22 protein-coding genes and 1 tRNA gene are annotated in these 24,281 nt (G+C 38.0%); 20 read left to right on the plus strand and 3 right to left on the minus strand.

Features of this window, described 5'->3' with window-relative positions:
* From dnaA to JHE06_RS00085, 17 genes are all read left to right on the plus strand, one after another.
* Window positions 1-1,338 (plus strand): chromosomal replication initiator protein DnaA, encoded by a 1,338-nt coding sequence (gene dnaA, locus JHE06_RS00005; protein WP_201088896.1) that lies wholly within the window; start codon window positions 1-3, stop codon window positions 1,336-1,338.
* 267 nt (window positions 1,339-1,605) lie between these two features.
* Window positions 1,606-2,748: a DNA polymerase III subunit beta gene (gene dnaN / locus JHE06_RS00010; protein ID WP_058919569.1), complete on the plus strand. Its 1,143-nt coding sequence runs from the start codon at window positions 1,606-1,608 to the stop codon at window positions 2,746-2,748.
* 269 nt (window positions 2,749-3,017) lie between these two features.
* Entirely contained in the window at window positions 3,018-3,269 is a 252-nt protein-coding gene (yaaA, locus tag JHE06_RS00015) for a S4 domain-containing protein YaaA (RefSeq protein WP_058920298.1), read from the plus strand.
* Complete coding sequence (gene recF, locus JHE06_RS00020) at window positions 3,269-4,390, plus strand: DNA replication/repair protein RecF (RefSeq protein WP_058919570.1); 1,122 nt, start codon at window positions 3,269-3,271, stop codon at window positions 4,388-4,390. Before yaaA ends, recF begins: the two co-directional genes overlap by 1 nt.
* A gap of 2 nt (window positions 4,391-4,392) precedes the next feature.
* The gene (gene gyrB / locus JHE06_RS00025) at window positions 4,393-6,330 is read left to right on the plus strand and encodes a DNA topoisomerase (ATP-hydrolyzing) subunit B (protein ID WP_201088897.1); all 1,938 of its coding nucleotides are present in this window, start codon (window positions 4,393-4,395) and stop codon (window positions 6,328-6,330) included.
* Window positions 6,331-6,353: 23 nt separating this feature from the next.
* Window positions 6,354-8,921, plus strand: a complete 2,568-nt coding sequence (gene gyrA / locus JHE06_RS00030; RefSeq protein ID WP_058919572.1) for a DNA gyrase subunit A — start codon at window positions 6,354-6,356, stop codon at window positions 8,919-8,921.
* A gap of 229 nt (window positions 8,922-9,150) precedes the next feature.
* Complete coding sequence (rpsF, locus tag JHE06_RS00035; RefSeq protein ID WP_058919573.1) at window positions 9,151-9,450, plus strand: 30S ribosomal protein S6; 300 nt, start codon at window positions 9,151-9,153, stop codon at window positions 9,448-9,450.
* A 48-nt stretch (window positions 9,451-9,498) separates the two neighbouring features.
* Window positions 9,499-10,017, plus strand: a complete 519-nt coding sequence (ssb, locus tag JHE06_RS00040; protein WP_058919574.1) for a single-stranded DNA-binding protein — start codon at window positions 9,499-9,501, stop codon at window positions 10,015-10,017.
* 37 nt (window positions 10,018-10,054) lie between these two features.
* Window positions 10,055-10,291: a 30S ribosomal protein S18 gene (gene rpsR / locus JHE06_RS00045; RefSeq protein WP_058919575.1), complete on the plus strand. Its 237-nt coding sequence runs from the start codon at window positions 10,055-10,057 to the stop codon at window positions 10,289-10,291.
* Window positions 10,292-10,679: 388 nt separating this feature from the next.
* Window positions 10,680-12,677: a DHH family phosphoesterase gene (locus tag JHE06_RS00050; protein ID WP_058919576.1), complete on the plus strand. Its 1,998-nt coding sequence runs from the start codon at window positions 10,680-10,682 to the stop codon at window positions 12,675-12,677.
* Window positions 12,678-12,679: 2 nt separating this feature from the next.
* On the plus strand, window positions 12,680-13,132 hold the full coding sequence (gene rplI, locus JHE06_RS00055) for a 50S ribosomal protein L9 (protein WP_058919577.1): 453 nt from the start codon (window positions 12,680-12,682) through the stop codon (window positions 13,130-13,132).
* Window positions 13,133-13,355: 223 nt separating this feature from the next.
* Window positions 13,356-14,738, plus strand: a complete 1,383-nt coding sequence (gene dnaB, locus JHE06_RS00060; RefSeq protein WP_058919578.1) for a replicative DNA helicase — start codon at window positions 13,356-13,358, stop codon at window positions 14,736-14,738.
* 189 nt (window positions 14,739-14,927) lie between these two features.
* On the plus strand, window positions 14,928-16,220 hold the full coding sequence (locus JHE06_RS00065; RefSeq protein ID WP_058919579.1) for an adenylosuccinate synthase: 1,293 nt from the start codon (window positions 14,928-14,930) through the stop codon (window positions 16,218-16,220).
* Between the two features lie 193 nt (window positions 16,221-16,413).
* Window positions 16,414-17,232, plus strand: a complete 819-nt coding sequence (locus JHE06_RS00070; RefSeq protein ID WP_058919580.1) for an aldo/keto reductase — start codon at window positions 16,414-16,416, stop codon at window positions 17,230-17,232.
* A 241-nt stretch (window positions 17,233-17,473) separates the two neighbouring features.
* A tRNA-Lys gene (locus tag JHE06_RS00075) sits at window positions 17,474-17,546 on the plus strand.
* A gap of 241 nt (window positions 17,547-17,787) precedes the next feature.
* Window positions 17,788-18,198: a general stress protein gene (locus JHE06_RS00080; RefSeq protein WP_058919581.1), complete on the plus strand. Its 411-nt coding sequence runs from the start codon at window positions 17,788-17,790 to the stop codon at window positions 18,196-18,198.
* 181 nt (window positions 18,199-18,379) lie between these two features.
* Window positions 18,380-19,192 carry a ZIP family metal transporter gene (locus tag JHE06_RS00085; RefSeq protein ID WP_231726799.1) on the plus strand — a complete coding sequence of 271 codons (813 nt, stop codon included), beginning with the start codon at window positions 18,380-18,382 and terminating at the stop codon, window positions 19,190-19,192.
* A gap of 109 nt (window positions 19,193-19,301) precedes the next feature.
* Here JHE06_RS00085 and JHE06_RS00090 read toward each other — a convergent pair whose 3' ends face one another.
* The gene (locus JHE06_RS00090; protein WP_058919583.1) at window positions 19,302-19,517 is read right to left on the minus strand and encodes a DUF378 domain-containing protein; all 216 of its coding nucleotides are present in this window, start codon (window positions 19,515-19,517) and stop codon (window positions 19,302-19,304) included.
* Between the two features lie 607 nt (window positions 19,518-20,124).
* On the opposite strand from JHE06_RS00090, the gene JHE06_RS00095 reads away from it, so the two are divergent.
* On the plus strand, window positions 20,125-21,594 hold the full coding sequence (locus JHE06_RS00095; RefSeq protein WP_236253521.1) for an alpha-amylase: 1,470 nt from the start codon (window positions 20,125-20,127) through the stop codon (window positions 21,592-21,594).
* Window positions 21,595-21,664: 70 nt separating this feature from the next.
* Here the strand turns inward: JHE06_RS00095 and JHE06_RS00100 are convergent, their stop codons facing one another.
* A complete protein-coding gene (locus tag JHE06_RS00100; protein ID WP_058919585.1) occupies window positions 21,665-22,090 on the minus strand; it encodes a YtxH domain-containing protein in 426 nt (141 codons plus the stop codon).
* 29 nt (window positions 22,091-22,119) lie between these two features.
* Complete coding sequence (locus JHE06_RS00105) at window positions 22,120-22,566, minus strand: DUF948 domain-containing protein (protein ID WP_058919586.1); 447 nt, start codon at window positions 22,564-22,566, stop codon at window positions 22,120-22,122.
* 254 nt (window positions 22,567-22,820) lie between these two features.
* Between JHE06_RS00105 and JHE06_RS00110 the strand changes: the two genes are divergently transcribed.
* Together JHE06_RS00110 and yycF are read left to right on the plus strand one after the other, a co-directional pair.
* Window positions 22,821-23,342: a PTS sugar transporter subunit IIA gene (locus tag JHE06_RS00110; RefSeq protein ID WP_058919587.1), complete on the plus strand. Its 522-nt coding sequence runs from the start codon at window positions 22,821-22,823 to the stop codon at window positions 23,340-23,342.
* Window positions 23,343-23,569: 227 nt separating this feature from the next.
* The gene (gene yycF / locus JHE06_RS00115; RefSeq protein ID WP_058919588.1) at window positions 23,570-24,277 is read left to right on the plus strand and encodes a response regulator YycF; all 708 of its coding nucleotides are present in this window, start codon (window positions 23,570-23,572) and stop codon (window positions 24,275-24,277) included.
* Window positions 24,278-24,281: the final 4 nt, after the last annotated feature.

Here is a 24,281-nt window from a genome sequence, read left to right on the forward strand (position 1 = left end):
TTGGATGATTTACAAACTTTGTGGAACTTTTTAAAAGAAAAATTTAAAGACTCCCTTTCCAAAGTTAGTTACGATACTTGGATCGAAAGCGCCGTTCCAATTCGCATTACTGAAAATAATATTATTATTGAAGTTCCTTCTTCTTTACACAAAGAATATTGGGAAAATAATTTAGCCACTCGTATCGTCGAAAATATTTATGAATATTCCAGCCGCGAAATTTCTCCATTATTTGTTATAAAAAATGAAAATGAGAATGCCGACGCTAATGGCAAACAAAAAAGCCAATCGCTCACTCAAAAAAATGCCTTTAGAAAAGATGTTTTATTAAATGATAAATATACATTTGACACCTTCGTTATCGGCAAGGGCAACCAAATGGCCCATGCAGCAGCTTTAGTAGTTGCTGAAGAACCCGGTACAATTTATAATCCGCTATTTTTTTATGGAGGCGTTGGACTTGGAAAGACACATTTGATGCATGCTATCGGTCATCAAATGCTTTTATTAAATCCAGATGCCAAAGTAAAATATGTCAGCAGTGAAACTTTTGCAAATGATTTTATCAATTCCATACAAAATAAAATGCAGGAAAAATTCCGAAATGAATACCGGAGCGTAGATTTACTATTAGTAGATGATATTCAATTTTTTGCTGATAAAGAAGGAACACAAGAAGAGTTCTTTCACACATTTAACGCACTTTACGACGATCGGAAACAAATCGTACTAACAAGCGATCGTTTGCCAAATGAAATTCCTAAGTTACAAGAACGGCTGATCTCAAGATTTGCTTGGGGATTATCGGTCGATATTACTCCGCCTGACTTAGAAACTCGGATCGCTATCTTACGCAAAAAAGCTAACGCAGAAAGATTGGAAATTCCAGGAGATACACTCAGTTACATTGCTGGTCAAATTGATTCTAATATTCGCGAATTAGAAGGGGCTCTTGTTCGAGTTCAAGCTTATGCTGCGATTGAAAGCCGTGATATCACAACAAGTTTAGCTGCTGATGCTTTAAAAAGTATGTTGCCTTCTAATAAACCGACGACTTTATCCATTCTGGATATTCAAAACGTTGTCAGTAAGTATTACCAAATATCATTAGTCGATCTAAAAGGAAAAAAACGCGTCAAATCGATTGTTTTGCCACGACAAATTGCGATGTTTTTATCCCGTGAACTAACAGCAAATTCTTTGCCGAAAATTGGTGCTGAATTCGGCGGTAAAGATCATACGACAGTGATCCATGCTTATGAAAAGATCAATCATGCTTTAACGAATGATCATCAGTTAAAACAAGATATAGAAGAAATTAAAAATAAATTGAAATAATCTGCTCATTATTTTGCCTTATACTGACTTATAAATTTACATTTTATGGACTTATCCGTTAGACTACTCGTAAGGAAATAAAAAAAATAACTTAAAGAGCTTGTGTATAACTCTCAAAGTTATTCCAGATTTATCAACAACTTATCCACATGTGGAAAACCTTGGTATGCATAGTCTCACTTTGCTTTCCCACAGTATCCACAGGCCCTACTACTATTACTAAAGATCTTATTAAATTAATTAACTACTATTCTGGAGGTTTACTTAATGAAATTTACCATCAAAAGAAGTGCATTCTTAAAGAGTTTAGCTGACGTACAACGGGCGATCTCTTCGAGAACAACTATCCCAATTTTAACGGGAATAAAAATCGTTGCGAATGAAGAAGGGTTGACACTGACAGGGAGCGACTCAGATATTTCCATTGAAACGTTCATTCCTACAACAGACGAAGCAAATGCCTTAACGATTGAAAAAACAGGTAGCATTGTATTGCAAGCTCGTTTTTTTAGTGAAATCGTTAAAAAGTTACCAGAAGAAAATATGGAGATCGAAGTTTTGGATCATTTCCAAACCTTGATCACTTCAGCAACAGCTTCATTTACCATTAATGGTTTGGATGCCAACAACTATCCGCATTTGCCAGTCATTGACACAAATGAGTCCTTTACTTTACCGGTTGGCTTATTTAAACAGGTCATTGGACAAACGGTTATTGCCATCTCGACTCATGAAAGTCGTCCAATTTTAACGGGTGTCAACATGGTTATCGAAAATGGCAAGCTGTTAGCAGTCGCTACAGACAGTCATCGTTTAAGTCAGCGTGTGATTCCATTAGAAACATCTGAAGAACAGACCAGTAAAAAATACAATGTTATTATTCCTGGTAAAAGCTTAATAGAATTGGCTCGTACTTTGGATGACAACTCCAGCACGATCGAAATGATGGTGACCGAAAATCAAGTTTTATTTAAAACTGAAAACATGTTTTTCTATTCTCGTTTGCTGGAAGGCTATTATCCAGATACAAAACGATTGATTCCGGATAATTCAGCAACAGAAATCGAATTTAATGCTGTTTCTTTATTAGGCGCAATTGAACGAGCTTCCTTGTTGTCACACGAAGGAAAGAACAACGTGGTCAAAATCACCATTAATCCAGATATAGTAAAAATCTCAGGAAATTCACCAGATGTAGGGAATGTCCAAGAGGATTTAGATTACCTATCTGTTGAAGGGGAACCGATCGAACTCTCTTTTAACCCCGACTATATGAAAGATGCTTTGCGGACATTCGGGCAAACCGATATAAAAATCAAGTTTACTTCACCTGTACGACCATTTATCTTGGTCCCAAGTGAAAATAACCAAGATTTCATTCAATTGATTACTCCAGTACGAACTTTTTAAAGAATCAACAAAAAACTGCTTTTCTCACCAAATGAGAAAAGCAGTTTTTTTGCTGTCTTGCCCAAAAACCGCCTTTTTTTCTCTTTTAAGCAACTTTTACGTTTTTAGGGTCTTTTTGTATCATTCTATTAAAGTGGATAGAAGCTAGTTTATTTCTAATTCGATTTGTAATCTAACTCAAAAAGGAGTATAATAGAACTAACAACTAAGTGCGTAATGCGTGGATTTTTCAACTCTCCACGCTTATTTTATTGAAAGCAGGTGATTTTATGAAAAAGACTATTTTAATCAATAGCGAATTTATTACTTTAGGACAATTTTTAAAGCATGCGGACATTATCAGCAGTGGCGGTATGGCAAAATGGTATTTAGCTGAACATACGATCTTACTTGACAACGAACCAGAAAATCGCAGAGGAAAAAAACTTTACCCCGGTTCCGTTATCGAAATTCCTGGAGAAGGAACATTTTTCATTCAATCTGTCGAATCAAACAATCAGATTCCTGAGGATGAGCTCTAATGTTTTTGAAAGAAATTCAGCTTTCAAATTACCGTAATTATGAAAGCGCCCAAGCAACTTTTTCTGAGGGCATCAATGTTTTTATTGGTGAAAATGCCCAAGGAAAAACAAGTTTGATGGAGGCTGTTTATGTATTGGCGATGGCTAGAAGTCATCGTACTGCCAATGATAAAGAGTTGATTCGATGGGATCAGGATGTTGCTCGCGTAAGCGGCCGCATTCAAAAAAAAGGATCTAGCTTCCCGCTGGAAATTTCCATTTCTAATAAAGGGAAAAAAGCTAAATTTAATCATTTAGAGCAAAAAAAATTAAGTGCTTATATAGGCAATTTAAACGTGATTCTCTTTGCACCAGAAGACTTGTCTTTGGTCAAAGGTTCACCGCTGGTCAGAAGAAAATTTATAGATATGGAAATGGGCCAAATGAGCCCTATTTATTTGCACCATTTGGTTCAATACCAACGCATATTAAAACAACGCAATCATTATTTAAAACAATTGGCTTTTCAAAAAAAACAAGATCTGACTTTTTTGGAAGTATTGACCGAGCAACTTGCTGAACATGGAGCAGCTATCTTAGCCGAACGCTTTTTGTTTGTGGAAAAGCTAGGCAACTGGGCTGCTCCTATTCATGACGAGATTTCAAAACAAAAAGAAGTGTTAGAAATTGAGTACCATTGCGGCTTGTCCATAACAGATCATCAAGACAAAGAGAAAATTTATTTAGATTTTCTGCAAGCTTTTGAAAAAGGACAAAAACGTGAAATAGAACAAGGCGTCACTCTTTTTGGACCGCATCGTGACGATTTGAAATTTAGCGTTAATGGCCGGAATGTACAGACATTTGGTTCGCAAGGGCAACAAAGAACGACAGCCTTGAGTGTGAAATTGGCAGAAATTGATTTGATGAAAGAAATGACAGGGGAATACCCGCTTTTATTGTTAGATGATGTGTTATCTGAATTAGATGACGAGCGTCAAACGCATTTGTTAAAAGCGATTCAAAGCAAAGTGCAAACCTTTTTGACGACGACTAGTTTAGACGGTGTAAAACAAAGTATGTTGGAGACTCCGCGAGTCTTTCGAATTGTAGATGGTCATGTAGAAATGGAGAGTGAATAAGTTTGTCTGAAGAAATTAGAGATAAAGCTGATATTGCGCAAGATTATGATGCAAGTCAAATTCAAGTTTTAGAAGGTCTGGAAGCTGTCCGTAAACGTCCTGGTATGTATATTGGTTCAACCAGCGGCGAAGGGTTACATCACTTGGTGTGGGAAATCGTTGACAACTCGATCGATGAAGCTTTAGCTGGATTTGCTGATGAGATAAACGTTGTCGTTGAAGCAGACAACAGTATTACTGTCATAGATAACGGTCGTGGAATCCCGGTTGATATCCAAGCCAAAACAGGTCGCCCGGCTGTCGAGACAGTTTTTACCATTCTTCATGCTGGTGGTAAATTTGGCGGTGGCGGATATAAAGTTTCAGGTGGTTTACATGGCGTTGGTGGTTCCGTTGTTAATGCCCTTTCTACTAGATTAGAAGTTCGTGTGCACAAAAATGGGAAAATTTATTTCCAAGGCTACTCTAGAGGAGCCGTTTTAAATGATTTGGAAATCATTGGAGAGACCGAACGTCACGGGACAACTGTGAACTTTTTGCCGGATCCAGAAATTTTCAAAGAAACAGTCGTTTTTGATTTTGACCGTTTGGCTGTTCGTGTCCGCGAATTAGCATTTTTAAATCGTGGATTAAAGATAACGATCGAAGACAAACGCGAAGAAAAACCTCAAAAACTGGAATACTATTATGAGGGCGGAATTAAGAGCTACGTTGCCTTTTTAAATACAAATAAAAATGTTTTATTTGAAGAGCCGATCTTTTTAGAAGGCGAACAACAAGGAATTACCGTTGAAGTGGCTATGCAGTATACAGATGGCTACCACACGAATTTATTGACGTTTGCTAACAATATCCATACCTATGAAGGTGGAACGCATGAATCAGGCTTTAAAACAGCTTTGACACGTGTGGTTAATGATTACGCGCGACGCAATAAACTGATGAAAGAAAACGAAGAAAACTTAACTGGTGAAGATGTGCGTGAAGGATTGACAGTAGTTGTTTCGATCAAACACCCTGATCCGCAGTTCGAAGGGCAAACCAAAACAAAATTGGGCAACTCTGAAGCAAGAACAATTACCGATCGTCTTTTTTCAGCGCATTTTGATAAATTCTTAATGGAAAATCCGCAAGTGGCTAGAAAAATATTTGAAAAAGGTTCGCTAGCTTCAAGAGCACGTCTAGCTGCAAAGCGAGCACGTGAAGTCACTCGTAAGAAGAGCGGGTTGGAAATCAGCAACTTGCCGGGTAAATTAGCCGACTGTTCAAGCAAAGATCCATCAATCAGTGAACTGTTTATTGTTGAGGGAGATTCCGCTGGAGGTTCTGCTAAACAAGGCCGGTCGCGTTTATTCCAAGCGATTTTGCCGATTCGAGGAAAAATCTTAAATGTCGAAAAAGCAACTTTGGATCGTATTTTAGCAAATGAAGAAATCCGAGCGTTGTTTACCGCAATGGGTACAGGATTTGGCGGCGATTTTGATCTGTCTAAAGCTCGTTACCATAAATTGGTTATCATGACCGATGCGGATGTCGATGGAGCACATATTCGTACTCTACTATTGACGTTATTTTATCGTTATATGCGTCCAGTCGTTGAAGCAGGTTATGTGTATATCGCACAACCGCCATTGTATCAAGTGCGACAAGGGAAAAAAATGGTTTATTTGGATTCAGTGGAAGAATTAGATGAGTTATTGAAAGAACTGCCAGTTTCGCCAAAACCGGTTATACAACGGTATAAAGGACTAGGGGAAATGGACGCTGAACAATTATGGGAAACAACGATGAACCCTGAAAATAGACGGATGCTGCAAGTGACTGTGGAAGACGCTATTGAGGCAGATAAAAGCTTGGATATGTTAATGGGTGACCGTGTTGAACCAAGACGTGAATTTATTGAAGAAAATGCACGTTATGTACAAAATTTAGATATTTAATCCAAATAGGAGGACAATAAAGAATGGCTGAAGAGTTTAAAGAAAATATAAAAACAATTGAATTAAGCCATGAAATGCGTACGTCATTCCTTGATTATGCTATGAGTGTTATTGTAGCACGCGCATTGCCAGATGTACGGGATGGTTTAAAACCGGTTCACCGCCGTATTTTATATGGAATGAGCGAATTAGGGGTAACGCCGGATAAAGCGTATAAAAAATCAGCACGTATTGTCGGGGATGTGATGGGGAAATACCACCCGCATGGAGATAGTGCGATTTATGAATCAATGGTTCGGATGGCACAAAATTGGAGTTACCGTTACCCATTAGTAGATGGCCATGGAAACTTTGGATCAGTGGATGGCGATGGGGCCGCGGCAATGCGGTATACAGAAGCTCGGATGACAAAAATAGCAGTAGAAATGCTGCGGGATATCAATAAAGATACGGTCGATTACCATGATAACTATGATGGATCAGAACGTGAACCCGATGTATTGCCAGCTCGTTTTCCAAACCTGCTTGTAAACGGCGTTACTGGTATTGCTGTAGGTATGGCAACCAATATTCCACCGCATAATCTAACAGAAGTTATTTCAGCTTTGCATATTTTGATGAACGACCCTGATGCTACCACAGCAGATTTGATGGAAGCACTGCCTGGTCCTGACTTTCCGACTGGTGGACTGGTTATGGGGAAATCTGGAATCAGAAAAGCTTATGAAACTGGTAAAGGTTCTATTATGGTTCGGGCTAAAGTTGAGATCGAGGTATTAAAAAACGGAAAAGAACGCATAATCGTGCACGAATTGCCTTATATGGTCAATAAAGCCCGGTTGGTTGAACGAATTGCTGATTTGGCACGCGACAAACGCATCGAAGGAATCACTGACTTAGCAGATGAATCTGACCGTGACGGTATGCGGGTAGTTATTGATGTTAGACGTGATGTCAGCGCAAGTGTCGTCTTGAATAATTTATATAAATTAACATCATTGCAAACATCATTTGGTTTTAATATGTTGGCAATCGTGAACGGTATACCAAAAGTATTAAGTTTAAAAGCCATTCTTGAAGAATATTTGAAACATCAGGAAGTGGTCATTCGTAGAAGAACGGCTTACGATAAACGGAAAGCTGAAGCGCGTGCACATATTTTAGAAGGTTTAAGAATAGCTTTAGATCACATTGATGAAATCATTCGAATCATCCGCGGTTCAAAAACTGGAGATATTGCTAAAACAACTTTAATTGAAACATACGGTTTATCAGAAAAACAAGCGCAAGCTATTTTAGATATGCGTATGGTTCGTTTAACAGGTCTAGAACGCGATAAGATTGAAGCAGAGTATAATGAATTGTCAGCTTTCATTAATGATATGGCCGATATTTTAGCTAGACCAGAACGTGTCCATACAATTATTGAAACTGAATTGCTTGAAATCCAAGAACGCTTTGGCGATGCTCGTCGTACAGAATTACTAGTAGGCGAAGTATTGAGTCTTGAAGACGAAGATTTGATCGAAGAAGAAGAAGTTGTGATCACATTGACACATAATGGGTATATCAAACGTCTTCCAAGTTCAGATTTCAAATCTCAAAGACGCGGCGGTCGTGGCGTGCAAGGAATGGGAATCCATAATGACGATTTCATTGAGACATTAGTTTCTTGTTCGACTCATGATACACTGCTGTTCTTTACCAATAGCGGAAAAGTATATCGTTCTAAAGGATATGAAATTCCTGAATATGGCCGAACGGCTAAGGGAATACCGGTAATCAATCTATTGGGTATCGATTCTGGTGAAACTATCCAAGCCGTTATTAATGTCCGAGGCAAAGCAGATGACGATCATTATTTATTCTTTACAACACGTCAAGGTACGGTCAAACGGACTGCAGTGTCTGCTTTTGCTAACATACGCAGCAACGGAATCAGAGCGATTGTCTTACGTGAAGATGATGAACTGATGAAGGTTTCGGTTACGGATGGCAAACAAAATGTCATCATCGGAACTCACTTAGGTTATGCTGTCAGCTTTGATGAGAACGTTGTTCGAAATATGGGACGGAGTGCGAGCGGAGTACGCGGGATTCGTTTACGTGAAGATGACTATGTCGTCGGCATGGATCTCTTGACTCCAGATTCAGAAGTTCTGATCATTACGGAAAAAGGCTACGGCAAACGAACGAGTGCGAGTGAATACGCCATTAAAGGCCGTGGCGGAAAAGGAGTTAAGACAGCCAACATTACTGAAAAGAACGGTAAATTAGCTGGTTTAACGACTGTAAAAGGCGATGAAGACGTTATGTTGATCACCAATTCAGGTGTCATCATACGATTCAATGTAGCTAGCGTCTCTCAAACAGGACGTGCTACTCTTGGCGTTCGTTTGATTCGTGTAGCGGACGATGTCATCGTTTCAACAATGGCTATTGTCGAACCAGAAGAAGCTGAAGAAACTACTCCAGCCGCTTCTTCAGAAGTCACTACAGAAGTACCAGCGAAGATTTTAAATGAATCAGAGGACAGTGCTGAAGATACTGATAGTGAAGATAGTACTGAAGAGGAAGAAGACCAAGAATAAAAAAAAGCAGCTCCCTTATTTCTGATTTTAGGAATAAGGGAGTGTTTTTTATGTGCACTACTTAAACATCAACATAAAAACTAGTTGTTATTTAATTTTATAACTAAAAAAACATTGAATTATCTTATGCATTATGATATATTTATTAGACGTGAGTAATCTACTACAGAATACTCTCCTTGCTCGTTCAAAAGAATGAGCCAAAGTCCATAAGGAGGTGACAGTCAAGATGAGTCAAACAGCAAAATATGAAATTTTATACATTATCCGTCCAAACATTGAAGAAACTGAAAAAGCTGCTTTAATCGAACGCTTTGATACAATTTTAACAGATAATGGCGCTGAAATTACTGAATCTAAAGACTGGTCGAAACGCCGTTTAGCTTACGAAATTAAGAAGTTCCAAGAAGGAATTTATCATATCGTAAAACTAACTGCTACAGATGCAGCGGCAATCAATGAATTCGATCGTCTTTCTAAGATCAATGACAATATTTTACGTCATATGATTATTAGATTAGAAGCTTAAAGTTAAGATTGTTTCATGTGAAACACTTTTTTGGAAGGAGCTAATAATGTGATTAATAATGTTGTTTTAGTTGGAAGATTAACTAAAGACGCGGATTTAAGATACACTTCGAACGGTACAGCTGTGGCTTCATTCACCGTGGCTGTAAACAGACAGTTTACAAACCAAAAAGGTGAACGGGATGCGGATTTTATTAACTGTGTTGCTTGGAGAAAGACAGCTGAAACATTGGCTAACTTTACTCGTAAAGGGTCATTAGTTGGTGTGGAAGGACGTATTCAAACGCGTTCTTATGATAACCAACAAGGACAACGAGTGTACGTTACTGAAGTTGTTGTAGACACTTTCTCAATGTTAGAATCAAAAACGACAACAGAACAACGTCGTGGATCTGATACGAATCATTCAGGAGCTGCTCCTCAACAAAATTCATCTAACCAAACACAAAATAATTATTCACAAAAATCAGCTCCGACAGATTCGAAATATCCAGATTTTGGAAACTCTGATCCTTTTGAAAAGAGCAGCCAACCGATAGATATTTCGGACGATGATTTACCGTTCTAATGCACCATTAGAAACTTAGGAGTAAGGAGGAATAAAAATGGCTATCCAACGTAGAGGCGGACGTAAGCGCCGTAAAGTTGATTATATCGCAGCAAACCATATCGAATACATCGACTTTAAAGACTTAGATCTTTTGAAACGTTTTATTTCTGAAAGAGGTAAAATTTTACCTCGTCGTGTCACTGGCACTTCAGCTAAAAACCAACGTAAATTAACAATTGCAATTAAACGTGCACGTATCATGGGATTATTACCATTCGTTACAGCTGAATAATAGAAACTTAGAAAAGAATCGTGATACATATCATGGTTCTTTTTTTATTTCGCTCATGTATCTCTCATACTATGGAATCCAGCTTTAAAAGCACCTTTGTTAAATCGTGTTTGCTTATAGAAAGCTATGAAGAGGATCAAGCAAACACGATTCTTCTAGAAATTTTAAGACTGTGGAATATGAAATACGTTCATTTAACTTACCCACGTCAAAATGATAAATTCCTTTAAAAAAAGCATAAAAAATACAAGGAATGTTTCACGTGTAACAAACTGGAGAGCTAATATTGTTTCATGTGAAACATCTTTAACTGTCTAGTATCTAAAAGAAAAACATGGTAAAATAGAACATGAATCTTAAAAGAAACATATGGGAAAAGGAGCTTATTATGAAAAAACTGTCTCAAGAAAAACTCCCAAAGTTTTTAAATGATGACAAATTTAAGTTCATTGCAGTTGGCATTTGTCTCTTACAACTGCTGACAATTGTCTTAGGCTTTATGACGCATATTGCTATTGGAATTGCTCTGATTGTAATTTTTATTGTGGTTGTTGTTTTATTGTATAATACAGCTAAAGAAATCACGGTGGAAACCAATAAGTACATTGCTGATTTATCCTATCGTATTAAACGAGGAGAGCAGGAAGCCTTGATTAAAATGCCGATTGGCATTTTATTGTTTAATGAAGATTACGAATTGCAATGGATGAATCCTTATCTTCAAACGCATTTGGGTTATCAAGAAGTTCTAGGCAAAAAAATTAATGAAGTAGACCAGGAATTAGCGGATTTAATTCAAGAAAGTCATTCTTCTGGATTGAAGACAGCCCATTGGGACGATAAAGTTTTTCAGATAATTGTTCAACAAGATATCCGAGTGGTCTATTTAATGGATATTACAGAGTATGCACAAATCAAAGAAAAATACGAAGATGAAAAAATTGTGATTGGAAATATCTTTGTAGATAATCACGATGAGATCATCCAAGGGATGAACGACCGCAGCATTTCAAATTTAAATAATTTTGTTACGACGCATTTATCTCAATGGGCAAAAAAACACCATGTGTACTTAAAAAGAATTTCAGAGGATCGCTTCATTGTTATGATGCATCAAATGTCGCTCCTGTCGATTGAAGAAGATAAATTTTCTATCATCGACCGTATTCGCGAAAGAACTTCTAAGCAAAATTTTCCAGTAACGCTTAGTATGGGATTAGCTTATGGCGATGAAGATTTAAGTGAATTAGCTAAATTAGCACAAAGCAACTTAGATTTGGCATTAGGAAGAGGCGGAGATCAAGTCGTTGTGAAGTCAAAGAATGGCGAACCAAGATATTATGGCGGGAAAACGAATCCAATGGAAAAGAGAACGCGTGTTCGCTCTCGTATGATCAGCCAAGCGCTTCAAGAGTTAATGAAACAATCGGATCAAATTTTTATTATGGGTCATAGTTATCCAGATATGGATGTTATTGGGTCTTCGTTGGGAGTTCGAAGAATTGCTGAAATGAATAACAAAGAAGCATGGATCATTATCGATCCTGAAGGTTTCAGTAAAGACATTGCACAGTTGGTTGAAGAAATTGAAAAAGATAATTCTATTAGTCGTTATATTATTACTCCAGAAACGGCTGAAGAAATGATCACTTCCAATACGTTATTGATCATGGTCGATCATCATCGGCCTTCACTATCGATTGCACCTGATTTAGTCAAGAAGACGAATAACATTGTGGTAATCGATCACCACCGCCGCAGCGAAGAGTTTCCAGAAAAACCAGTTTTGGTTTATATTGAACCTTATGCATCTTCGACAGCAGAGTTGGTAACGGAGTTGTTTGAATATCAATCTAATGAAGCCGATCCAATCAATAAGATTGAAGCTACAGCTATGCTGGGCGGAATCATAGTAGATACGAAAAGTTTCTCATTACGAACAGGTTCACGTACATTTGATGCTGCAAGTTATTTAAGGTCCTGTGGGGCAGATGCGGTGTTGATTCAACGTCTATTGAAAGAAGATACGGACACTTACTTACTGCGCAGTCATTTGATTGAATCAATCGATTTTATCAGCGATAAAATGGCGGTTGCAATTGGCGAAGAAGACAGGGTTTATGATACAGTAGTAGCAGCACAAACAGCAGATACGATGTTGTCTATGACAAATGTCGACGCGGCTTTTGTGATTACCAAACGCTCAGATGGGCGTGTCGGAATCAGTGCTCGTAGTTTAGGCGAAATCAATGTTCAAGTTATCATGGAAGAACTTGGCGGCGGTGGGCACTTATCCAATGCTGCAACGCAAATAGATAATTGCACTGTGGCAGAAGCAAAAGAAAAATTAAAAGCAGTAGTAGTTAATCAAGATGAGGGGGAATAAAAATGAAAGTTATTTTCTTAGAAGATGTTAAAGGCAAAGGTAAAAAAGGCGAGGTCAAAAATGTAGCTGATGGATATGCACATAACTTCTTGATCAAAAATGGTTTAGCTAAAGAAGCAACTGCAGGAAGTTTAAGCGAATTAAAAGGGAAAATCAAAGCTGAAGAAAAACAACAAGAAGAAATCAAACAAGAAGCTGAAGAATTAAAAACCCTTTTAGAAAAAGAAGAAAATGCTATTGAAATCAAAGCTAAAGCAGCGGAAGACGGTCGTTTATTTGGTTCAATCACAACCAAACAAATTGCGTCAGCTGTCCAAAAACAATTAGGCATTAAATTGGATAAACGAAAAATCGAATTAAACGTTCCGATTCGGACCGTAACGTCGATGAAAATCGATATTAAAATTCACCCAGAAGTAACAGCAACGATGACTGTAAATGTATCGCCTGAATAAAATACCTAAAACTAAACGCATGAACAAACAATGTTCGGTCAGGATAAGAAATTCTGATCGAACATTTTTTATCTAATGAATCGTAAAAATGCAAACTATACCGGAACACTCGTTCTTATTGCTAGATTGTATTTCAAGAAATTTTGCGGTAAAATAAGAGCATTGAACTAAAGTAGCCAGTCTATACAAAAGGGACAAAAGGCTGCTGAAAGGAAGAGGAAATTTGGCAAATGAAGCTTTTCAAGATCGCTTACCGCCACAAAGTATTGAAGCGGAACAAGCTGTACTCGGGTCAGTTTTCTTAGATCCAGATACGGTTGTTGGAGCATTAGAATTTATTGAAGCAAAAGATTTTTATCGAAGAGGCCATCAACTTATCTTTCAAGCGATGTTAGATTTAAATAACCATAACGAAGCAATTGATATCGTAACGATCACTAATGCGCTGGAATCTAAAAATCAACTTGAAGACGTCGGCGGCATGGCTTATTTGGCTGAATTGGCTGTAACGGTCCCAACAGCTGCCAATATGGAACATTATGCTAAAATCGTTGAACAAAAATCGATCTTGCGTAATTTGATTCGAACAGCAACTGAAATCGTTACTAAAGGATATGACGAAGGAGACGAGCTGGCAACGATTCTAGATGAAGCTGAACGTGGAATCTTAGAGGTATCGGAAAAACGCAATAGAAGCGGTTTTTTATCCATCTCTGAAGTACTGAACACTTCCATCGCCCGCATCGATGAATTGTATCAAAATGATGAAGAAATTACAGGATTGCCGACGGGCTATAAAGCACTAGACAAAATGACGGCTGGTTTACAAAAAGATGAACTCATTATTTTGGCAGCTAGACCGGCAGTTGGTAAGACAGCTTTTGCGTTGAACATTGCTCAAAATGTTGGAACTAAAACAGATGAAACAGTTGCAATCTTCAGTTTGGAGATGGGAGCAGAATCGTTGGTAAACCGGATGCTGTGTGCAGAAGGCAGCATTGATGCAAGCAATCTGAGAACAGGGAATCTTTCTGAAGAAGAATGGCAAAACTTGATCGTGGCAATGGGAAGTTTGTCTAAAGCAAGCATCTACATTGACGATACTCCAGGGATTCGGGTGGCTGAAATACGCGCCAAATGCCGTCGTTTGAAACAGGAAAAAGGCGATTTAGGCTTGATTCTTATTGATTATTTGCAATTGATCGAAGGAACGGGTCGTGAAAGCCGTCAACAAGAAGTTTCTGAAATTTCACGGCAATTAAAAAAATTAGCTAAAGAATTGAGTGTACCCGTAATGGCCTTGTCTCAACTTTCTCGTGGCGTGGAACAAAGGCAAGATAAACGGCCGGTGCTAAGCGATATTCGTGAGTCTGGTTCGATTGAACAAGATGCTGATATCGTAGCATTCCTTTACCGAGATGATTATTACGATCGTGAAGATGGTGAGGATGAGGACGAAGACATGGCAGGAGAAGACAATGTTATCGAAGTCATCATTGAAAAAAACCGGAGCGGGGCACGAGGAACCGTTAAATTATTGTTTATAAAAGAATACAATAAATTTTCGTCATTGGCTTATTTTCCAGAAGATATGCCACAAAGATAGAAAAAGGCTGAAAACGATATCGTTCGTTTTTCAGCCTTTTATTTTTGTTTTAAAAATAAAATATTCGTTTATCAGCTTTTAATAGGCTTTGATAGAATAAAATATTCGCTTTTTATTGAATACTGGTTTAAATACTGATAAACTGAGCTGGTAAATGATGAGCAAAAAAATAAGTAGCGAGGTGTTTATATGTCTTCAGTAGTAGTAGTCGGCACACAGTGGGGCGATGAAGGAAAAGGAAAAATCACTGATTTTTTAAGTGAGAAGGCCGAAGTTATCGCGCGTTACCAAGGCGGAGATAATGCGGGACATACCATTAAATTTAATGGCGTAACATATAAATTGCACTTGATCCCTTCAGGAATATTCGCTGAAAATAAAATCAGTGTGATTGGAAACGGTGTTGTGATCAATCCTAAATCGCTCGTAGAAGAAATCGGTTATTTACATGAACACGGAGTAGCAACGAATAATTTACGTATTTCAGATCGTGCACATGTCGTGCTGCCGTATCATATTTTATTAGATCAATTACAAGAAGATGCAAAAGGCGACCAAAAGATTGGAACAACGATCAAAGGAATTGGCCCAGCGTATATGGATAAAGCTGCTCGCGTCGGTATACGAGTAGCAGATCTACTAGACAAAGAAATTTTTGCAGAGCGTTTGCGTAGCAATTTAGAAGAAAAGAACCGTACGTTCACTAAACTATTCGGTACTGCTCCGATTGAGTTTGAGGATGTTTTTGAAGAATATTATCAATATGGTCAAGAAATCAAACAATACGTTTGCGATACTTCAGTTGTTTTAAATGACGCTTTAGATGCAAATAAACGAGTTTTATTTGAAGGTGCACAGGGTGTGATGCTGGATATCGATCAAGGCACGTATCCTTTTGTAACGTCTTCTAATCCAGTTGCAGGAGGAGTAACGATCGGTAGTGGTGTTGGCCCGTCAAAAATCGACAAAGTTGTTGGTGTTTGTAAAGCTTACACTTCTCGTGTAGGAGATGGTCCTTTTCCAACTGAATTGCATGATGAAGTTGGGCAGCAAATTCGTGAAATCGGGAAAGAATATGGAACGACAACGGGACGTCCACGTCGTATTGGCTGGTTCGATACAGTGGTCATGCGTCATTCAAAACGCGTTTCCGGTATCACAAATCTAGCTTTAAATTCAATTGATGTATTAAGCGGATTGGAAACAGTCAAAATCTGTACAGCGTATGAACGCAATGGCGAACAAATCCTTCATTATCCAGCAAGTTTGAAAGAACTGGCTGAATGCACTCCTATTTATGAAGAAATACCAGGCTGGGGCGAAGACATCACTGCTTGCCGCACATTGGAAGACCTTCCTGAAAATGCCCGTAACTATGTTTACCGCATTGCAGAATTAGTTGGTGTGCGTATATCAACGTTCTCAGTAGGACCAGATCGTGACCAAACCAATGTACTGGAAGACATTTGGTCACAACTCTAGCCGCTAACGTTAACGATGCTGAATCAGAACTAATCGAACCTTTCTCGTAAAATAGCGGTGAGGATTCGGTTAGTTTTTTTGTGTTCTCTACAGGACCAGCTAAAAAAGCTAAGCAATCTAAAAATTTTACTCTCTTTGGAATTTAGCATACAATTAAAAAGTATTCAGGTTAACTATAAGGAGGAAGCTCTAAATGATGAAAGAAAACACATTCGTATTTCACAATGGTGTGGAAATTCCTAATATCGGTTTTGGTACATGGCAAATTCCAAACGAAGAGGCTTATGATGCTGTAACGATGGCTCTTAAAAACGGGTATACTCATATTGATACGGCATTAGCTTATCGCAATGAAGAAAACGTTGGAAAAGCAATTAAAGATTTCGATATTGCCCGTGAAAAAGTTTTTATCACGAGTAAACTTCCAGCACAAATCAAAGGTTACCAAGAAACACTAGAAGCATTTAATGAAACCATTACCAATCTAGGTGTGGATTATTTGGATCTTTATCTTATTCATGCACCATGGCCATGGGACGAAAAAGGCAAAGATTGCACCGAAGAAAATATTCAAACTTGGAAAGCGATGGAAAAGCTTTATAATGACGGCAAGATCCGCGCGATCGGTGTATCTAATTTTTCTAAATCCGATATCCAAGCTATCATCGATGCTTGTGAGATCGTACCAATGGTCAATCAAATACCATTTTACATTGGCCACGATCAAAAAAGTTTGTTAGCTTACTGTAAAGAACACGATATCGTCGTTGAAGCCTATTCTCCTCTGGCAACTGGGCAAATTTTGAACAGTCCTGAAATTAAAGAGATGTCAGAAAAGTATGGTGTAACGCCAGCTCAATTATGTATCCGTTACTGCTTAGAACACGAAACGCTGCCTCTTCCAAAGTCAACGCATGAAGAGCGCATTATTGAAAACAGCAAACTTGATTTCAAGATTACTCCTGAAGACGTCAAAAAACTTGATGCAATTGAAGATGTTCGTGCAAAATAAATAAGCTTTACTATAAACTAAGGGGTTGAGGCATATGTCTCAGCTCCTATTTTTTATATAATACAATTCATTAGTAGATGTTCTTTGCTCTATTCTACGTTTTTTAATTCAAAGATCACTCTATAAATGGCCTGGACCATAATTTTTTAAGCGGAACAACGAAAAATAATTAAAGGATACCTTGCGCAAGTAGCAATTGTTGTGTTAAAATTATTCTTATAGATGGACATGATCGATATAAGGGTTGTTAGCTCAGTAGGTAGAGCAGCTGACTCTTAATCAGCGGGTCGAGGGTTCGATCCCCCCACAGCCCATTGGGTGCCAAACCCACGAGACGGACAAACGTTGGTGCGAAAGCATTTTGAAAACGTTTTGTTGCGTCTTTTTTTTGTTTTCTTTTACAGAGAGAAACAACATGAAAAAGTACTGCGGTCATTGTGTTAGCTCGAATTAGAAATAAGCATATTTATTGTTTTGCTTTAGTTAAAACGGTACCCTTTTATTTGTAGTGGAAGAACAACCACAATGAAGTGGAGAAAATAGGAGGGGTTCATAATGAGCATGATGGTAAAAGGTATCTACGATAATGCCCAAGAAACACTTGAGGCCGTTAACCAGTTAAAATCAGAAGGTTATACAGCAAATGAAATTACTGTTGTTACCGGTCAAAATAAAAATCCTAATTTGAAAGATTTAAATGAAGCAAAAGTGTCGACTGCTGATGCCACAAAAGAAGATCACGAAGATGAAGAATCTGTTTGGGAAAAAATCAAAGATGTGTTCACAGTGAAAGACTATGAAAAGGGAAATTCTGTAGGAAACCCGTTAGCTGAATATGGTGTGTCCGATGACGTCGCTAGCGATTTAGATTATAAAAACGAGCTGGAAAAAGGCAGAATTTTGATTGTCGTGGATGATGCTAAAGAAATGCAAAAAAATTCTCCAGAGAAAAAACCATTGATTTAAATAATATTTGGCAGTGTTGCCTAAAAAAGATAGAATAATAAGGGGATAAGCAAAGAGCGTTGTTCTTGCTTTCCTCCTTTATCTGGTTATAACAGCAAAAAAACACTTTTATTTGAAGAAAGTGATCAGTCAGTTAGAAAACTATTTTATATGAAAAAAAAGAATAGGAGGGAAATAGTTGATTCAATACATAAGCTCACTGAGTCCCGTAATGCAAACGTTACTTGCGACTTTCTTTACTTGGGGAATGACAGCTCTTGGAGCAGCCCTTGTGTTTACGACAAAAAAAGTGAATCAAAAATTAATGGACGGGATGCTTGGTTTTGCTGGCGGAGTTATGATCGCCGCAAGTTTTTGGTCTCTTTTAGCACCAGCCTTATCTATGGCAGAAAGCGGACCCTTTCCATCTTGGTTTCCAGCGGCAGTTGGTTTTATGTCAGGAGGCCTCTTTTTATGGGGAGTAGATAAAGTCATTCCGCATTTACATCCCAACACGCCGCGTGCCGAAGCTGAAGGAATTCAGCCATATAAGAGGCACAGAAGCACATTATTAGTTTTAGCGATCACGATGCACAATATCCCAGAAGGGCTTGCAGTAGGGGTGGCGTTTGGATCTGTCGCAACTGGAAACCCTGAAGCTTCGATAGCTGGAGCAACTGCTTTAGCTATTGGGATGGGCATTCAAAATTTCCCGGAAGGCACAGCAGTTTCGATGCCGCTTAGACGAGACGGCTTATCCCGCTGGAAAAGTTTTTATTATGGACAACTCTCGGGAGTTGTTGAACCTATTGCAGCTCTGATAGGTGTAGCAGCTGTAACCTTAATGCAGCCTCTTCTTCCATTTGCTTTAAGTTTCGCTGCAGGCGCGATGATTTTTGTCGTAGCTGAAGAAGTTATTCCAGGCTCGCAAGAAAATGGCAATAAGGACTTAGCATCTATGTGGTTGATGATTGGGTTTACGATCATGATGATTCTTGATGTAGCCTTAGGATAAGTTTTTTTAAAAACGAAGTTTATTATTGCTTTTTGAAATCTAGGAAAAAGAATGAAACAGTTAAAAACAGGAGTTGGGATTATATCCCAACTCCTGTTTTTAACTAGACTTATCTATTTCTGCGATCCGAATTCGAAATTAAGGGGAAGAACTTTAAAGCATATAATGCACACAAGCCAACAATTACGTAAATGATTTTTGAAAGAATTGCAGTTTGTCCACCAAAAATCATAGCTACAAGATCAAATTCGAAAAGTCCAACTAACAGCCAGTTTAATCCACCAACGATCAATAGGCCTAAAGCAACACTGTCTAATGTTTTCATTGTTATTTCCCTCCTTCGTTTATTAACCTTACTATACTATTCGCTTATTAAAGAGTCGAATGATATGACTTAAATTAAATAACCGCTTTTTATATCAAAACTATTTTTTGGGGATACCCTCTTGGGTCCTAGATTAGTGGGTAGGTCACAATTTAATAGGAAAACCGTAACCCATTGTGAGCAATCAGCTCTCTGCCTAACAAACGGGTAATAAAATATTAGCGACTTGTTAGGGTGAACCTGCCCAGCTCATAATAATATAAGAAACGGCTATCGGTGCGTCATTAGAAGGTATTTCCCTTATCATTTTTCTCAAAAATGAGTTTGCATGATGAAGGAGATTACTAGTTGATCAGAAAAATTTCGATTTCGAAAATTTCACTATAAGAAAAACCAAACGAAAAGCAACCCATATTAGAAGTGGTAGGAATAAAGAGAAAAACGTGCTTTTTAAACTTTTACCGATTTTGAGAATAAGTTTGGTTTCACCAAGCAAGAATGGCTTAAAAATTGCTAAAAAGAGCAATAGCCAGTACTATTTACTTAAAGAACATTTCGAAAATAAAACAATTTGGAAAGGGAGTGCAACATGAAAGAGAATGGGATTATGATGCAATATTTTGAATGGCATTTGGAAGCAGACGGAAAACATTGGGAACGGTTAAAAGCAGATGCAGAACACCTAAGTAAAATGGGTGTGACAGGTGTTTGGATCCCGCCTTGTTTTAAAGCAACGGGCATCAATGATGTAGGCTATGGTATTTATGACTTGTATGATTTAGGCGAATTTGATCAAAAAGACGCTATTCGAACCAAATATGGAACGAAAAAAGAATTAAAAGCTGCGGTTGATGAGCTACATAAATATGACATTCAAGTTTATGCGGATATCGTATTGAACCATAAAGCCGGGGCAGATGAAACAGAACGTTTTATGGCCAGCGAAGTGAATCCGGATGATCGTAATCAAACGATAAGCGAACCTTATGAAATTGAAGGATGGACAAAATTTACTTTCCCAGGCAGAAAAGGCACTTATTCTGATTTTCAGTGGTCATGGGTCCATTTTTCAGGAATTGATTACAATCAAGAGAATGGGAAAAAAGCAATCTATCGTATTGAAGGCGAAAATAAAGGTTGGGCCAATGACGACAAAGTAAACAACGAATATGGTAATTATGATTATTTAATGTATGCAGATATCGATTATGCACATCCAGGAGTCATTGAGGAAACTAAAAAATGGGCCAAGTGGTTCATAGAAGAAACAGGTGTCGATGGGTTCCGGTTGGATGCTGTGAAGCACATTAACGAGAACTTTATATACGATCTAGTTAAAACGATTCGAAATGAATTTGGCGAACAATTTTTTGTGGTCGGTGAATACTGGGATTCAGCTTATGAAAGTGTAGAAGGTTATTTGGAAGACCAAGACTTCAATTTGGCATTAGTTGATGTGGGGTTGCATACTAACCTAGAACAAGCATCAAAATCAGGAAATGAATACGATTTATGCCAGCTATTTGATGCTACATTGATGAAAAAAAATTCTTCGTATTCGGTGACATTTGTCGATAACCATGATTCACAGCCAGGTCAATCGTTGGAGTCTTTTGTTGAATCTTGGTTTAAACCTCTGGCATATGGTGTCATTTTATTGCGTGCAGAAGGGTATCCTTGTTTATTTTATGGGGATTATTATGGGATACAAGGAGAGAACCCTATAGCTCCACAACAAGAGATGATTGATAAGCTGTTATATATTCGGACTCATCATGCTTATGGCGAGCAAGTCGATTACTTTGATCACCCTAATTGTATTGGCTGGACGCGTTTAGGGAATGAACAACATCCTTATGGCTGCGCAGTGGTGCTGTCAAATGGAGAAGCAGGTTATAAAGAGATGCAGATGGGCAAACAACATGCCGGGGAAACCTTCGCGGATTATACTGGAAATCATGAAGAAAAAGTAGTTATTGATGAAAACGGAAATGGGCATTTTTTAGTCCAAGCCGGATCGATTTCCGTTTGGGCAAAAGAAGGCGTAAAGCCAGAAGAAGCAGCGGAAGAAAAGTAAAAATAGGATTCCAACAGCGTAACGAACTGTTGGAATCCTATTTTTTTAATTGTTTAATGAGAATGTTTGTTTAGATTTGTCCACGTTTGTCATCGATTTTGAAATCTGTCGGCATTGGTGTTTCTAAATCTTCAATCGGCGGATATTCTTGGTCTGGCGCAGTAGTTGTGTCTTCTTCTTTAAGGTTGCTTGAATGAAGAACAACGTCAGAACCATGTGTCTTGACATTCGTTGTGTACAAATCATCTTCAATATTTTCCATCGTTTCTGCTAAATCAGGATTTGTATAATTGATTTCTTCTTCAACTTCGTGATACGTTTCTTTTATTTCATCAGTGAATTGGTTAACTTTATCCATCGCCTGTTCTTGTAGCGAAAGTGCTTCTTTTTTTAGATCTGCACGTAGCTCTCGTCCTGATTTTGGAGCAAAGAGCAAAGCCGTAATAGCAGCAGCTGTACCTACAAATAAAGTTCCCATGAAATTGTTTTTAGACATGTTTAAATTCTCCTTCAAAAATGTATTTTTTAATTAAAATCAACGTTTGTTTCTTTCGAACTTTTCTTTTTAAACAGCCTTACTGCTGTTTTTTTAAGCAATGAGAAAGTTGGAAGACTGCTGTTTTTTTTGCTAGAAGAGCCAAAAAATTGAGAAACTGCATCTGTACCTGATTGTTTCAATTCGTCAAGAGCATTTTGAAAATCGGTGATCGATTGAGAAAAATAATCAATATTTTTCATTTTATCATTAACTTCTGTAGTCATTCCATTAACCTCTTGTGTTAACTGATCTATTTTGTTCTTTATTGCATCTGCTTCTCTCGTGAAAAAATCAATCTTATCTTGGGCATTCGTTGCGGTTTTTTCTGCAGCTTTCATTAGACTGGAAACTTTTTTTCCGAAAATTATTCCAAATACAATTAACGCGATCAAAGCTAAACCAACAATGACAACTGCAATGATTCCACCTGACATGTCATTTTCACGCTCCCTTCTAAAGTAAAAACACCGTTTAGTGTCTATAGAATACCATTAAAGCAAGGAATTTCCAAATAATATGAAATCGTATTCTCCTTGCTTTTAGCTTTATTTGTCAAAGGAAAGAACGTTTTTTTGAACGTGTAGTCAAACGCGCCATTATCAGTTACAATAAAAGGTAAATAAAACATACGGTACAACAATGGAGAATACAATGAAACAAGGTAGGGAAGTTAGGAGGAGAGCTAAAATTGGACGCATTTTCAAATCAAAATGAACAAGCAAACCCAAACCAAGTGCTAAGAACAGAATTATTTGCGGTAACAGATGGAAAAATCATCTCAATCGAGAGCGTAGCTGATCCGGTCTTTTCTGAGAAAATGATGGGAGACGGTTTCGCCATGGAACCGACATCGAACATCGTGCTTGCTCCAGTCAGCGGCAGATTATTTCAAGTTGCTGGTGCCTTACACGCTTATGGTATCGTGACGGATAAAGGGATAGAAGTTTTGGTTCATGTTGGATTAGAGACCGTTACTTTAAATGGAGAAGGCTTTGTAAGTTCATTAAAAGAAGGTATGATGGTTAAACAAGGAGAGCCCTTAGTTACCGTAGACTTTGATTACCTCATCAGTCAAGGCTGCAAGACGACTACTTCAGTGGTCGTTATCAATGGATGCAGCTCTCTTTATCATTATGAATTAAATCAAGAGGAACATGCTGTTGCAGGAGAAACGCTTGCGTTAGTGGTTTTGAAAAGTCCAGATAAATGATAGAAGAGCTCAGCAGCCTGAAAGATCAGATTTTTTCAGGCCTATTTGTCCCAAAAGAACAATTGAACACACTACTGGAGCAAAATAATCCAGCTGTCCTAAATTAGAGAGTGAAAGCCATTTCTCTAATTTTTTTGCACTTCGTTCTTAGGTTGGGTATAATGAAAGGATACAATGGAAGTAATGTGCCTTTATGTGAGAGCTTAAAACTCTAAGGAGGGTTTAAATTGAAAAAAGTATTAGTAGTAGACGATGAAAAACCAATCTCAGATATAGTGAAATTTAATTTAACAAAAGAAGGTTACGATGTATATACGGCTTATGATGGTGAAGAAGCCCTCGAAAAAGTTGAAGAAGTTGAACCGGATTTAATTATATTGGATTTGATGCTGCCTAAAATCGATGGGTTGGAAGTGTGTCGCGAGATACGTAAAACGCACGATATGCCAATTATCATGGTAACGGCTAAAGATTCAGAAATTGATAAAGTACTAGGGTTAGAATTGGGTGCAGACGATTATGTAACCAAACCGTTTTCGAATCGAGAATTGGTTGCACGTGTAAAAGCTAACTTGAGACGACATGGAAATGCAAAAGCAGCAGTTGTAGAAGAAGAAGAAACAAACGACATTGAAGTTGGGGCATTAACCGTTCACCCGGATGCTTATATTGTCTCAAAAAGAGGCGAAACAATTGAATTGACTCACCGGGAATTTGAACTGCTGCATTATTTAGCGAGACATTTAGGACAAGTAATGACCAGAGAACATTTGTTGCAGACCGTCTGGGGTTATGACTATTTCGGAGATGTTCGAACGGTCGACGTAACAGTCAGAAGATTAAGAGAAAAAATTGAAGATAGTCCTAGCCATCCGGCTTGGTTAGTTACAAGACGTGGCGTTGGTTATTATTTAAGAAACCCTGAACAGGAGTAGAAGT

The organism is Carnobacterium sp. CS13 (assembly GCF_016653495.1).
GTDB lineage: Bacteria > Bacillota > Bacilli > Lactobacillales > Carnobacteriaceae > Carnobacterium_A > Carnobacterium_A antarcticum.